13 protein-coding genes are annotated in these 12,901 nt (G+C 72.0%); 8 read left to right on the top strand and 5 right to left on the bottom strand.

The window, feature by feature from the left end; all coding sequences use genetic code 11:
- Positions 1-19: 19 nt before the first annotated feature.
- From AB0I51_RS38040 to AB0I51_RS38020, 5 genes are all read left to right on the top strand, one after another.
- Positions 20-1,249, top strand: a complete 1,230-nt coding sequence (locus AB0I51_RS38040) for an FAD-dependent oxidoreductase (RefSeq protein WP_362982956.1) — start codon at positions 20-22, stop codon at positions 1,247-1,249.
- Positions 1,250-1,313: 64 nt separating this feature from the next.
- Positions 1,314-1,685 (top strand): Rv2175c family DNA-binding protein, encoded by a 372-nt coding sequence (locus AB0I51_RS38035; RefSeq protein ID WP_362982955.1) that lies wholly within the window; start codon positions 1,314-1,316, stop codon positions 1,683-1,685.
- Between the two features lie 117 nt (positions 1,686-1,802).
- On the top strand, positions 1,803-2,459 hold the full coding sequence (gene thiE, locus AB0I51_RS38030) for a thiamine phosphate synthase (protein ID WP_362982954.1): 657 nt from the start codon (positions 1,803-1,805) through the stop codon (positions 2,457-2,459).
- 110 nt (positions 2,460-2,569) lie between these two features.
- The gene (metF, locus tag AB0I51_RS38025) at positions 2,570-3,493 is read left to right on the top strand and encodes a methylenetetrahydrofolate reductase [NAD(P)H] (protein ID WP_362982953.1); all 924 of its coding nucleotides are present in this window, start codon (positions 2,570-2,572) and stop codon (positions 3,491-3,493) included.
- A 56-nt stretch (positions 3,494-3,549) separates the two neighbouring features.
- Positions 3,550-4,551 (top strand): hypothetical protein, encoded by a 1,002-nt coding sequence (locus AB0I51_RS38020; protein ID WP_362982952.1) that lies wholly within the window; start codon positions 3,550-3,552, stop codon positions 4,549-4,551.
- Positions 4,552-4,554: 3 nt separating this feature from the next.
- Here AB0I51_RS38020 and AB0I51_RS38015 read toward each other — a convergent pair whose 3' ends face one another.
- The 5 genes from AB0I51_RS38015 to AB0I51_RS37995 form a co-directional block, all read right to left on the bottom strand.
- The gene (locus AB0I51_RS38015; RefSeq protein WP_362982951.1) at positions 4,555-6,066 is read right to left on the bottom strand and encodes an NAD(P)/FAD-dependent oxidoreductase; all 1,512 of its coding nucleotides are present in this window, start codon (positions 6,064-6,066) and stop codon (positions 4,555-4,557) included.
- Between the two features lie 45 nt (positions 6,067-6,111).
- On the bottom strand, positions 6,112-6,738 hold the full coding sequence (locus AB0I51_RS38010; RefSeq protein ID WP_362982950.1) for a DUF4126 domain-containing protein: 627 nt from the start codon (positions 6,736-6,738) through the stop codon (positions 6,112-6,114).
- A gap of 381 nt (positions 6,739-7,119) precedes the next feature.
- The gene (locus AB0I51_RS38005) at positions 7,120-7,749 is read right to left on the bottom strand and encodes a TetR/AcrR family transcriptional regulator (protein WP_093625738.1); all 630 of its coding nucleotides are present in this window, start codon (positions 7,747-7,749) and stop codon (positions 7,120-7,122) included.
- 62 nt (positions 7,750-7,811) lie between these two features.
- Positions 7,812-9,896, bottom strand: coding sequence for a YhgE/Pip domain-containing protein (locus AB0I51_RS38000; protein ID WP_362982949.1), 2,085 nt, complete (start codon positions 9,894-9,896; stop codon positions 7,812-7,814).
- Complete coding sequence (locus AB0I51_RS37995) at positions 9,868-10,560, bottom strand: ATP-binding cassette domain-containing protein (protein WP_362982948.1); 693 nt, start codon at positions 10,558-10,560, stop codon at positions 9,868-9,870. Before AB0I51_RS37995 ends, AB0I51_RS38000 begins: the two co-directional genes overlap by 29 nt.
- A gap of 161 nt (positions 10,561-10,721) precedes the next feature.
- Between AB0I51_RS37995 and AB0I51_RS37990 the strand changes: the two genes are divergently transcribed.
- The 3 genes from AB0I51_RS37990 to AB0I51_RS37980 all read left to right on the top strand — a co-directional run bounded on the left by AB0I51_RS37990 (position 10,722) and on the right by AB0I51_RS37980 (position 12,866).
- Complete coding sequence (locus AB0I51_RS37990; RefSeq protein WP_362982947.1) at positions 10,722-11,261, top strand: SAV_6107 family HEPN domain-containing protein; 540 nt, start codon at positions 10,722-10,724, stop codon at positions 11,259-11,261.
- Between the two features lie 161 nt (positions 11,262-11,422).
- The gene (locus AB0I51_RS37985; protein ID WP_362982946.1) at positions 11,423-12,193 is read left to right on the top strand and encodes a methyltransferase; all 771 of its coding nucleotides are present in this window, start codon (positions 11,423-11,425) and stop codon (positions 12,191-12,193) included.
- Positions 12,194-12,470: 277 nt separating this feature from the next.
- Positions 12,471-12,866: a DUF3040 domain-containing protein gene (locus AB0I51_RS37980; protein WP_362982945.1), complete on the top strand. Its 396-nt coding sequence runs from the start codon at positions 12,471-12,473 to the stop codon at positions 12,864-12,866.
- Positions 12,867-12,901 lie beyond the last annotated feature (35 nt).

The raw sequence follows: 12,901 nt of genomic DNA, 5'->3' as shown, positions 1-12,901 counted from the left end.
AGGTGTCTATGGTGATCGGATGAGCGAGCAGACGCGGGGACAGGACGCGGGAGCGGGACGGCGCGTGGTCGTCGTCGGGGCGGGCATGGCCGGGGTGCAGACCGCGGTCGCCCTGCGCGAACAGGGCTTCACCGGCAGCATCACCCTTCTCGGCGCCGAACCCCATCAGCCCTACGACCGGCCGCCGCTGTCCAAGGCCGTCCTGCTCGGCAAGGCCGAGGGCTCCGCCTTCGACGTCGACTTCGAGGCACTCGGCATCGAACTCCGGCTCGGGCGAGAGGTGTCGGGCCTGCGCCCCGGAGACCACGAACTGGACACCGCCGAGGGCCCGGTGCCCTACGACGTCCTCGTCCTCGCCACCGGTGCCGAACCGATCCGGCTCCCGGGCGCCGACGGCATTCCCGGGGTGCATCTGCTGCGCACCCTGGACGACGCCGAGCGGCTGCGGCCGGTGCTCACCCGGCAGCACGACGTCGTGGTCGTGGGCGCCGGCTGGATCGGCGCGGAGTTCGCCACCGCCGCGCGCGAGGCGGGCTGCGCGGTGACCGTCGTGGAAGCCGCCGACCGGCCGCTCGCCGGCGCGCTGCCCGCCGAGGTGGCCGCGCCGATGGCCGCCTGGTACGCGGACGCCGGTGCCGTGCTGCGCACGCACACGCGCGTGGAGCGCGTCGAACCCGGCGCCGTGGTCCTCGACGACGGCACCCGGCTGCCCGCGGGCGCCGTCGTGGTCGGCATCGGCGCCCGCCCCGCCACCGGCTGGCTCGCGGACTCCGGCGTCGAGCTGGGCGTCCACCGCGAGGTCGTGGCCGACGACCGGCTGCGCACCTCGGTGCCGGACGCCTACGCGGTCGGCGACTGCGCCTCCTTCCCTTCGGGAAGGTACGGCGAGCGACTTCTCGTCCACCACTGGGACAACGCCCTCCAGGGCCCGCGCACGGTCGCCGCGAACATCGTCGGCCAGACCCCGGCGGTCTACGACCCGGTGCCCTACTTCTGGTCCGAGCAGTTCGGCCGCTTCGTCCAGTACGTCGGCCATCACGCGTCCGCCGACACGATCCTGTGGCGCGGCGACCCGGCCACCCCGGCCTGGACCGTCTGCTGGCTGCGCGAGGACCGCCTGGTGGCCCTTCTCGCGGTCGGCCGCCCCCGTGACCTGGCCCAGGGCCGCCGTCTGATCGAGTCGGGCACCCCGATGAATCCCGGGCCGCTGGCGGACCCTTCTCTGCCGATGAAAGCCGCTATCGCCTAGTTCGTGACCCCGGGTCGGACCGGCCCGACTTCCGACTGTCGGTCCGGGATGGCACGCTGTTTGCGTGACCGAGATTGACGCAAAGATTGATGCTCTCGTCCCCGCCTGGCTCACGCTGCCCGACATCGCAGAGATGCTCGATGTCGAGGTGACACGCGTGCGGCAGCTGGTCAAGGACGGCCAAGTCATCGCCGTACGCCGTGGTGAGAACCGCGCGCTGCACGTCCCCGCCGCCTTCATCGACGGGGCCGAGCAGAAGGTCGTCAAGGGCCTCGCGGGGACCCTGACGCTCCTGCGGGACGACGGCTTCTCCGACGAAGAGATGCTGGAGTGGCTCTTCACCCCCGACCCCAGCCTGCCCGGCACCCCCGCGCAGGCCCTGAGCGAGAATCGCGGCACGGAGGTGAAGCGCCGCGCCCAGGCGCTCGCCGTCTGACCCGGACGACCGGCCGACCCGGACGACCGACCGGTGTACGGGCCGCGGCGCGCCCGCCCGCGGCCCGTACACCGCACCACCGCGCAACGACGACGAACGACAACGGGGGACACACGCATGCCCGACACCGCAGCCGCCGTACGCGCGGAACTCGCCGACGCCCGGGTCTACCTCTGCACGGACGCCCGCAGCCGCCAGGGCGACCTCGCGGAGTTCCTGGACGCGGTCCTGGCCGGCGGGGTCGACATCGTGCAGCTGCGAGACAAGGGCATGGAGGCCGCCGAGGAGCTGGAGCACCTCCAGGTGTTCGCCGACGCCTGCGCCCGGCACGGGCGACTGCTCGCGGTCAACGACCGCGCGGACGTCGCCCACGCCGCCGGTGCCGAGGTACTGCACCTGGGCCAGGGCGACCTCCCGGTCCCCGCGGCCCGCGCGATTCTCGGCGACGACGTCCTGATCGGCCGCTCCACGCACGCGGAGGCGGAGGCCGCCGCGGCCGCCGTCCAGGAGGGCGTGGACTACTTCTGCGCGGGCCCCTGCTGGCCGACCCCCACCAAGCCCGGCCGCCACGCCCCCGGCCTCGACCTGGTCCGGTACACGGCCGCCCTGGGCACCGACCGCCCCTGGTTCGCCATCGGCGGCATCGACCTCGGCAACCTCGACGAGGTGCTCGAAGCGGGCGCCCGCCGGGTCGTCGTCGTACGGGCGATCACGGAGGCCGGCGACCCGGGCGCGGCGGCGGCCGAGTTCGCGAAGCGGCTGCGGCAGCTCTGAGAGCCGTCCGGGTGTCGCGCTTTTGTCCGGTGGGTGGACAAGGGGACGACAAATCGGGCAAATTTCCGGTTCCGGTTGGGTGACCGCCGTCCCCTGACTAACCTGCGGGTATGGCCTTCGGAATCGCATCCACCAGGACTGATCGCGCACGGAAGGTGCGTGACATGCTCGCGACCGGGAAGAACACGTACTCGTTCGAGTTCTCCGCGCCGAAGACCCCCAAGGGTGAGCGAAGCCTGTGGAGCGCGCTGCGGAGGGTCGAGGCGGTCGCCCCCGACTTCGTCTCCGTGACCTACGGCGCCGGCGGTTCGACCCGCGCGGGCACCGTCAAGGAGACCGAGCAGATCGTCGCCGACACCACGCTCACCCCGGTCGCCCATCTCACCGCGGTCGACCACTCCGTCGCCGAACTGCGCAACATCATCGGCCAGTACGCCGACGCCGGGATCCGCAACATCCTCGCCGTGCGCGGCGACCCGCCCGGCGACCCCATGGCCGACTGGGTGGCGCACCCGCAGGGCCTGACCTACGCGGCCGAACTGGTCCGGCTCATCAAGGAGTCGGGCGACTTCTGCGTCGGCGTCGCCGCCTTCCCGGAGCTGCACCCGCGCTCCCCGGACTGGGACACGGACGTGCGGCACTTCGTCGACAAGTGCCGGGCCGGCGCCGACTACGCGATCACCCAGATGTTCTTCCGCCCGGAGTCCTATCTTCGCCTGCGCGACCGCGTCGAGGCGGCAGGCTGTGCCACACCGGTCATCCCCGAGGTCATGCCGGTGACCAGCGTGCGGATGCTGGAGCGGTTGCCGCAGCTCAGCAACGCCGTCATCCCGGACGCTCTGAAAGAGCGAATCCTCACAGCCAAAGACGATCCGGCGGCTGTACGCTCGATCGGGATCGACTTCGCCACGGAGTTCTGCGCCCGGCTGCTGGCCGAGGGAGTGCCCGGACTGCACTTCATCACGCTCAACAACTCCACGGCGACGCTGGAAATCTACGAGAACCTGGGCCTGCACCACCCACCGCAGGCCTAGACCGGCCGCCCGGACATACGACACACTGCGTAGCGGCCACTGGGAGAGGGGCGTACATGGGCTGGACGGTCCTCTACATCGCGTTCGGCATCGTCGCACTGTGGTTGCTCGGCGAGGTGCTGCTGCAGTACAAGGCGCGGTTGCGCTGGCGACTGCTCGCCTTCGTCGGCTTCCTGGGCGTCGTGCTCGGCGTTCTCATGCCCTCCGTAGTCGTGATCGGACTGGGCGCGGTGGCCTTCGCCATCGGCCAGACCTACGTCACCCTGTCGTTCCGCCGCGGCTTCGAAGCCGGCTGGGCGGTCTCCGGGCGACCGGGCGCCGGCGGCTTCATGCGCCGCGGCGGCGAACCGGACGAGCAGGACCCGGGTCTGGAAGCCTCCGGCCTCGACTCGACCGGCTCCCAGCCCGCCTTCCAGGAGTACGGCCAGAACAAGTCCGACTTCGGCGCGGACGACGACTACGACCGGGACGACGTCTTCACCCCGAACCGGCCGCTCGACCCCACGGCCGCCGAGACCACCTCGGTCTACGAGCCGCAGCCCCTGCCGGACGACACCGGCTCCTACGGCGTCTACAGCGCCACCGCCTACGCGAACGCCGCCGACCCGAACTACGCGGGCACGGACCAGGCCTACGCGGCAGCGGCGGCCGGCCAGACCCAGGACCAGGCCTACGCGGCGGCCGACCAGCAGCAGTACGGCTACGACACCTACGCGGGCTACGACCAGCAGCAGTACGGCTACGACACGACCGGCCAGCAGCAGTACGCGGCCTACTCCGACCCGTACATCGGCACCCAGACCTACGGCGGCGCCACGTACGACACGGGCTACGACGGCCAGCAGCAGTATCCCCAGCAGGGCTACACGCAGGACCAGTACGGCAACGGCTATGTCGGCGAGACCCCGGCCGGCGGGGTGTGGGTCCCGCAGCAGCGCAACGACGAGACCTACGGCAGCGAGCTCCCGGCGGACCAGCAGTACTACCAGGGCGACGGCCAGCAGCAACAGCAGCAGCCGCAGTCGGGCCCCGGCTACGACGAGCAGTACCGTTTCTGAAGCCTACTGAGACCCTCTGAACTGCGGTCCCTCCACGATCAGCCCGGTCACCAGCGCGCCCGACATACCGGCGTGCGGGAGCCCGCCACCGGGGTGCGACCAGCCGCCGACGCGGTAGAGACCGGGCAGACGCGTGGTGTTCGCGGGGTGCAGGAAGCGGCCCCGGCCGGCGGCGAGCGAGGGTGCGGGCACGGCTCCCGAGCGGGCACCGGTCTCGCTCTCCGTGTCCCCGGGTGTGCGCACCTCGTGCCACAACAGGCGCTCCCGCAGCCCTGGTACGGCGGACTCGGCGGCCTTGAGGAGGAAGTCGGCGTAACTCCGGACCGTGCTCTCCTCCTCCCAGCCGGCCTCGCCCGACAACACGGCCGACACCACCGCCGACTCGTGCTCACCGTCCGGCCGCAGCGCGGGGTCGTCGGGGCGCAGCACCGTCACCGTGGGGCAGCGGGGCTCGTCGCCGCCCGGGGAGGCCAGGAAGTCCAACTCCGCCTCGCGGTCCGGGGCGTGGACCACCGTACGGTGGACGGCTCCGGCCTCGCGCGGGCCGCGCAGGGCCAGCAGGAGCGTGAGCCGCACCGGCCGGGGCGAGTCCGGATCGGCCCGCACATCGCCCTCCCCGTCCAGCGGACGGTCCGTCAGAGCCCGCAGCCGCGCGGGGTCCACGTCCGCCACGACATGGTCCGCGTCGACCACAGTCCCGTCGCCCAACTCCACCCCCGCCGCCCGCCCGTCCTTCTCCAGGACCCGGGTCACCTCGGCCCCGAAGACGAAATCGACCTTCCTCGCCAGACACCGCTCGTACACCGCCCGCGCCAACTCCCGTATGCCGCCCCGCACATACCAGGTGCCGAAGGCGTGCTCCATGTACGGCAGCACGGCCGCGCTCGCCGGAGCGGTCCGGGGTTCGAGGCCGTACGCGAGAGCGTGGCTCTCCAGGAGGGCCGTCAGGCGGTCGTCACGCAGCTCCCAGGCGCCGATCTCGGCGAGGGTGCTCGCCCGGCGCGTGCGCAGGAGTTTCTTGTGCGGGACCGCCGGATAGGGCTCCTGCTCGGCCAGCACCGACCAGTTGGGCCACAACGGCTCCTCCAGGAGGGGCCTGCGGGTGCGGTCCCAGGCCTCGCGGGCCCGGATCAGGAAGTCGCCCCAGCGCTGCCCCGCGCCGCCGCCCAGTGCCTCGTCCAGGGCTGTGACGACGCCCGCGCGGGAGGCGTTCGGCAGCGACACCTCCGTGCCGTCCGCGAAGACGTGCCGCGAGGACGGGTCGACCTGGACCAGCTCGACCAGGTCCTCCAGCGGCTCCTTGCCGGTCTTGATGAACAGGTCGCGGTAGACCGCGGGCACGGGCAGCAGCCCGGGTCCGGTGTCGAAGGAGAAGCCGTCCCGCTCGAAGCGGCGCACCGCACCGCCGTACGTCTCCGTACGCTCGTACACCGCCACCCGGTGGCCCGCGACGGCCAGCCGGGCAGCGGCCGCCATCGCGCCCATGCCGGCGCCGATCACCGCAATCCGTGCCATGCCTGCGACTTTATCGGCCGCCACTGACAGTCCGGTCACGGGCCGTCACCACGGCGGCCGGTCCGGTGGCCCTCCCACCTGCGAGGCCAGCCGTTTCTCCTCCCGGAGCTGGGCCCGGCGGCGCAGGAACCGGCGGATCCGCGAGACCAGGAAGAACAGGACCGTCAGCCCGGCCGTCAGCAGCGCGGCCGCGATGATCGCCGCCGCCTGCGGATGGAACATCGCGAACGCGACGATCCCGCCGACCCCGAGATCCTCGGCGAGACTCATGACCACATTGCTGAACGGCTCCGGCGAGGTGTTGATCGCCATCCGTGTCCCGGCCTTGACCGTATGGCTGGCCAGCGCCGTCGAACCGCCGATCAGTCCCGCCGCCACATCGTTCAGCGAACCGCTGTGCCCGGCGAGCACCGCGCCGACCCACGCCCCGGCGGCCGGCCGGATCAGGGTGTGAACGGAGTCCCACATCGAGTCGACGTAGGGGATCTTGTCGGCGACCGCCTCGCACAGGAACAGCACGGCCGCTGTGACGAGGACCTCAGGACGTTGCAGCGACTCGGGGACGGCGTCGCTCACCCCGGTCGCGCCGAAGACGCCGAGCAGCAGCACCACCGCGTAGGCGTTGATGCCGCTGGCCCAGCCGCTGGTGAAGACCAGGGGGAGTACGGACACGGAGGTGATGGTAACCACTCGGCAACAGGGCGTCCTGGGCCTGAGTGCGCACGGCTGAGTATGCGTACCTAGGAAGTGAGATGAGTACGCGCGCGGATGGGGCGCGACCTGCGCGAACGAGAGAGTGGAGACACGGAAAGGGGCGCGGCTCCGGTACCGCCGACACGGGGCGGCGGAACGGGGCCCGCGCCCTTGGCCGCTCCTTCCGCCGGAACATCGGCGGAAGCGAGGCACGGGGGAACCCAGGGGGACTGACCAACGGGGGTTCCAACAGGGGGAACGTACGGGGGAAGCACAAGGGAGCGCCGGTTCGGGGCGGCCCGCGGGGGACGCGGCCACAACGAACCGGCGCTTCTGTGCGTGCTCTTCTTGTGTGCCGCCTCAGCGGTCCCCGCTCACCCGGCCCTGGAGCAGCCGGGACAGTGCCGAGTGGACGTCGTCCAGGGAGCGCTCCGGCTGGAACGACTGCCAGTCCAGGGCGGCCACCAGGACCATCCCGACCAGCGCGGCGGCCGTCAGCCGGACATCGATCTCGGGGCTGAACTCGCCGTTGGCCACGCCCGCGTGCAGCACGTCCTCGATGGCCGCGTTCACCTGCTGGCGCACCACCATGAGCGTGGACTGCCAGGCTCGGTTGGTGCGCCACAGCTCGGCCACGTAGAGCTGTGTGAAGGACGGGTAGCGGGCGATGAAGCCGAGGCCCGCGCGGATCATCGCGTCCAGGGCGTCCACCTTGCTGCCGCCGTCCCGCGCGGTCTGCTCGGCGGCCTCCCTCAGGGATGCGGTGAGGAGGCCCACGCCGTGTCGCAGCAGCTCCTCGAAGAGGACGGACTTGCTGGCGAAGTTGTAGTAGACGGTGCCCTTCGCGACCCCGGCACGCTCGGCGATCTCGTCCACGGTGGTGGCCGAGAAGCCCTGTTCGGCGATGAGCGTGACGGCCGCCTCGTAGAGCTTCTGCCGGGTGGCCTCGCGGCGCGTGCTGCCGCCCGACGGGGTGCTGCTGCTTTCCATGGGCCTGATTCTCACAGGCCCGGCTCCGGTGTTTGGCACGGGTGCCGAGGTCCTGGGCGAGGTCACAGGCTCAGCTCCGGGTGCAGCCGGTCCAGTGTCCACATCTGGCGGCGGCGTGCCGACAGCGCGGTCAGCGCGAGCGCCCCCGCGGTGAAGGCGACGAGCACCACGCACGCGTGCCACACGGGTTCCAGGCCGCCGCCCGTGATGAGCCGCCGTAGGGCCTCGACCACGTAACTCATCGGCAGGAAGGGGTGGATCGCGTTGAAGAAGCCCGGGCTGGTCTGCACCGGATAGGTGCCGCCCGCCGACGTCAACTGGAGCATCAGCAGGGCGAGTACGAGGATCCGGCCCGCCGCCCCGAAGCGCGCGTTCAGCCACTGCACGATCGCCGCGAAGCACGCCGTCACCAGGAACAGGAAACCGACCGTGCCGGCCGCGTGCGCCATCTCCAGACCGATCGCCCAGTGCAGTACGGCCATCAGGGCCACTGTCTGGAGCACCCCGACCGCCATCACCGGCAGCCAGCCCGCGAGCGCGATCCGCCGCGCCGGGGCACCGGCGGCGAGCGCGCGCCGGTTCATGGGCGCGATCAGCATGTACGCCACCATCGCGCCCACCCACAGGGACAGCGGGATGAAGTACGGGGCGAATCCGGTGCCGTAGTTGGGCGCCTTGTGCAGGTCCTGGGAGGCCAGTTGGACCGGGTCGGCCATGACCCCGGTGCGCTGCTCGCGGTCCTGCTTGTCGTAGTCGGGGATCCGGGCGGCGCCGTCGTGCAGTCCGCCGGCGAGCTTCCCGGAGCCGTCGGCGAGCTTGTACAGGCCGCCGCTGAGGTCCACGGCTCCCGTCCTCAGCTTGCCGACCCCGGTGTCCAGGGCGGTCGCGCCGGTCTTGGCCGTGCCGAGCCCGGCGTGCAGGGTCTTGGCGCCCGCGGCGACCTTCCCGGCGCCGTCGTTCAGCTTGTCGATCCTGGCCACCGCGTCGTCGAGGTCCTCGGAGAGGTGCGGTGCGCGGTCGGCGAGCGCCTGGGCCTGCGTCTGGAGGGTCCGCAGGTTCGTGTCGAGCTTCTTCAGGTCGCCGTTCTGGTCGGCCACCAGGCTGTCGACGTCGTCGGCGACCTTGGCCACGTCCGAGGCGGCCTGGGCGGCCTTCTTCAGGTCGGGACAGGCGGCGTCGTCAAGGACGGCGGTTTCGCAGCGCGCCCTGTAGACGTCGTCCAGGGTGTCCGAGGCCGCGTGCGCACCCTTGGCGGCGACCGGGGCCGCCTTCACCAGGGTGCCCAGGTTGGCGCGGATCGTCCTGGCCGAGTCGGCGACCAACTGGGCCGTGTCCCCGATGGTCTTCTCGTTGTCCTCAAGGAAGGGCCCCACCTTGTCGGCGACCCCGTTGACCGTGTCCGCCAGGGTCTGCGTCCCGGCCGCCACCTGCTTCGAACCGTCCTCCAGGTCACCGGCGCCCGTGTCGAGCCTCTTCAGCCCCGTGGAGAGCTTGTTGCTGCCCTTCTTGGCGTCCTTCAGGCCGTCGGCGAGATCCTTGGAGCCCGCCTCGGCCGTACCGATGCCGCCCTTGAGCCGGTCGGCGCCGTCGGCCGCCTTCACGGTCTGCCCGTGGATGTCGGAGAACGACACGAAGATCCGGTCCAGGAAGGTCCGCGAGGCCTTGGTGGACGCGGCCGAGCGCACCTCGCTGAACACCGTCCGGGAGATCTGGCCGACGATGTAGTTGTTCGCGTCGTTCGTGCGCACCTGGAGCGCGCCCGTCTCTGGGGAGTCGCCCGCACTGGAGGCGATGCGCCGGCTGAAGTCGGCCGGCATGGTCAAGGACAAGTAGTACGTGCCGTCCTCGACGCCCTTCCGCGCGGTGGCCGCACTCACCTCGTGCCACTCGAACGTCCTGCTGTCGAGCAGTCCTTGGGTGATGGTGTCGCCGACGGCGAGCTTCTTCCCGTCGGCGGTGACGCCCTTGTCGTCGTTGACGAGCGCCACGGGGATGCGGTCCAGGCGGCCGTACGGGTCCCAGAAGGACCACAGGTACAGGGCGCCGTACAGCAGCGGCAGCAGCAGGAGGGCGACGAGCGCGGCGCGCGGCAGCTTGCCCCTGCCGAAGCGCCTGAGCTCAAGCGCGGCCAGTCGTGGCGCGTGCATCGGCCTTCTCCGTTCCTTCGGCGGACACTGCCACGACAGTCGTTCCGGAATCCGCGAGGGACCTCAACAGGTCCCAGATCTCCGCCCGTTCGTCGTCCGAGAGCTTGAGATCGACGTCGTCCACGGCGAGCAGGGCCGGCCGCCCGATGAGCGCCAGCGCGATGGACAGCCGCAGCTCCTGCGGCCGTTCCAGATCCCGTACGGCGGTCCGGGAGCCCTTGGGCAGTGCCTCGCGGTCGAAGCCGGCGGCGGTGACGGCGTCCTCGATGCGCAGCCCCGTCTCGATCGCCCGCTCGGACCGTGGCCGCAGCAGCCCGCGCACGGAGTCCCCGAACCGCAGTTGCAGCACGGCCCGTTCGCGCAGATGCTCCCCGACGGTCAGCGCCGCATCGAGATCGGTGACCCCGGCGACATTGGCCGGTGCGCTGATCCGCCGCACGGCCGCCGACTGCTTCGGCAGCGTCAACCCGCCCACGGCGGCGGTCCCTTCGGACGCCTTCATCCGCCCGGTCAGCGCGAGCAGCAGGCTCGTACGCCCGGACCCCGACGGCCCCTCGACGGCGATCAGCGACCCGGGCCCGGCGTCCAGGGAGATCCCCCGGAACGCCCAGCCGCGCGGCCCCCTGACCCCGAAGTCCTCGGCCGTGACATCGACCCCACCCACGGATTCCCCGTCCCCTGTTTTTGAACTGACTGGTCAGTGCAAAAACTAACGCGAACCTTCGATCGAAGCAAAAGCGCAGGTCAGAACGGATTGTCAGTGCCATACCTCACGATGGGCACATACGGCACCAGTGCCGTCACACAGACGACAGGAGGTTCGTCATGGCCAACTCGTCCGCAGCCGCCGCCCGTCGGCGCCGCGCCCCCGGCCCTGCCCCCTCACTGACCGGCCCGGCGAGCGACGTACACCCCGTGCTCCGCCGGGCCACGGCCCCGCCCGCCGCCCTCGACCTGCTCGCCCAGGCCCGCGCCGGACTGGACGAGGCAGCCGTCCTCGAAACGCCGAACGAGCGTTACGCGACGGCCCACCTCGCCGCCCTGCGCACCGCCGCCGCGGTACTCGCCGCGCGCGCCCAGCCGGAACCCACGGCCCGGCGCCGCGCCCGCATCCGCAGCGCCTGGGAAGTCCTCCCCGAGATAGCACCCGAACTCGCCGAGTGGAGCGCCCTGTTCGCCTCCGGTGCCCGGCGCCGCGCCCGGGCCGAGGCGGGCATCCAGGGCGCGGCGACCCGCCGGGACGCCGACGACCTCATACGCGACGTGGCGATGTTCCTGCGCCTGGTGGAGCGGATGCTCGTCCTCCAGCCGGTCCTGCCCCAGCCACGCCAGGACCCGGAGAGGCCCGGGGACCGCGCCGGGTGAGCAGGCGGCGTTCCGCCGCGCGAGACACATCACCGGGTACGGCACCGGAGGCAATAGGGTGGAGGGCGCCTGAAGCCCTCCCTCCGCCCGTCTCCGGGCCGGGGAGGCAGCCCGTTCGCTCCGCCGTGCACAGGCGGTGCCGCGCCGAGGAGTCAACTGCCGTGTCGGACCCGAGCCGCCCCCGCGCCTCCCTCCGTACCGCCGTGGTCTGGGACGTCCTTCAGGACGCCCTCGACCGCCGGGTCAAGGCCACGGGGCGGGACGCGCTGGACGTCCTCGACACCGGAGGCGGCAGCGGCAACTTCGCGGTGCCCGTCGCCCGCCTCGGCCACCGTGTCACCGTCGTCGACCCCAGCCCGAACGCGCTGTTCGCGCTGGAGCGCCGCGCCGCCGAGGCCGGTGTCGCCGACCGCGTGCAGGGCGTCCAGGGCGACGCGTACGGCCTCTTCGACGTGGTCGAACGCGGCGGCTACGACGCGGTCCTGTGCCACGGCGTCCTGGAGTACGTGGACGACCCCGCCGAGGGTGTCCGCACGGTGGTGGCCGCGCTGCGCCCCGAAGGCGTCCTCAGCCTGCTCGCCGCCGGACTCGGCGGTGCCGTCCTCGCGCGCGCCCTCGCCGGCCACTTCACGGAGGCCCGCCAGGCCCTCGCCGACCCGAACGGCCGCTGGGGCGCCGCCGACCCCGTCCCGCACCGCTTCACCGCCGAGCAGCTCGCCGCGTTCGTCGAGGGCGCGGGCCTGGACGTCGGCGCCGTGCACGGGGTGCGGGTCTTCGCCGACCTGGTCCCCGGCGTGCTCGTGGACACCGAGCCCGGCGCCCTGGACGCGCTGCTGAAGCTGGAGGCCGCGGTGGCCGAGCTCCCGGCGTTCCACTCCGTGGCCACGCAGCTTCATGTGCTCGGCGAGACACGGGGTGCCGGAGAGGCGTGAGTGGCCTCCCGCGACGGAGCCCTGATCAGGGGCTCGGCCGCACATGGAGTACGCCACAGGCCCCCCGATCGCGGGCCCGGCGCCGTATGATCGAGGGAGACCGCCCGGCATGACGGGACGGCCGCTGGGGAATGGAAGCTTCAGCGAGCCGGAACGGCCATGGCGGATTCCGGTTGGTCAATTGGCGTAGAGGGGCGGGTTTCACGGGGGCGATTCCCTGCCTATCCTGAAGGGACCCCCCGGGTCGCCCCGGCGACTGCACGATGAGGAGGACTCCGTGCCGCTCTCGGAGCACGAGCAGCGAATGCTCGAGCAGATGGAGCGAGCGCTGTACGCCGAAGATCCCAAGTTCGCGACAGCGCTTGAGGGAAGCGGGCTGCGCACGTACACCCGGCGACGGGTCTACCAGGCGGTGGCCGGCTTCCTCGTAGGTATTGCGCTCCTCATGGCAGGAATGGTCGCAAAGCAGATTTGGGTCAGCGTGGTGGGATTCCTCGTCATGCTGGGCTGTGCGGTACTCGCCGTGACCGGCTGGCGCAAGGCCCCCAAGCCTGGCGAGCAGCCCGCCGCAGGCGCTCCGCACGCCCGCAGCCAGGGACGGCAGCGGCGCTCGGTCATGGATCGGATCGAGCAGCGCTGGCAGCGCCGCCGCGACGAGCAACAGGGCCAGTAACGACGGCCCGGCTCCGCGCCACGCAAGGCGCCCCA

The organism is Streptomyces sp. NPDC050549 (assembly GCF_040655035.1).
In the GTDB taxonomy this organism is placed as follows: domain Bacteria; phylum Actinomycetota; class Actinomycetes; order Streptomycetales; family Streptomycetaceae; genus Streptomyces.
The sequence above is the reverse complement of the archived record's forward strand: the minus strand, read 5'-3'. Positions and strand labels throughout refer to the sequence as shown.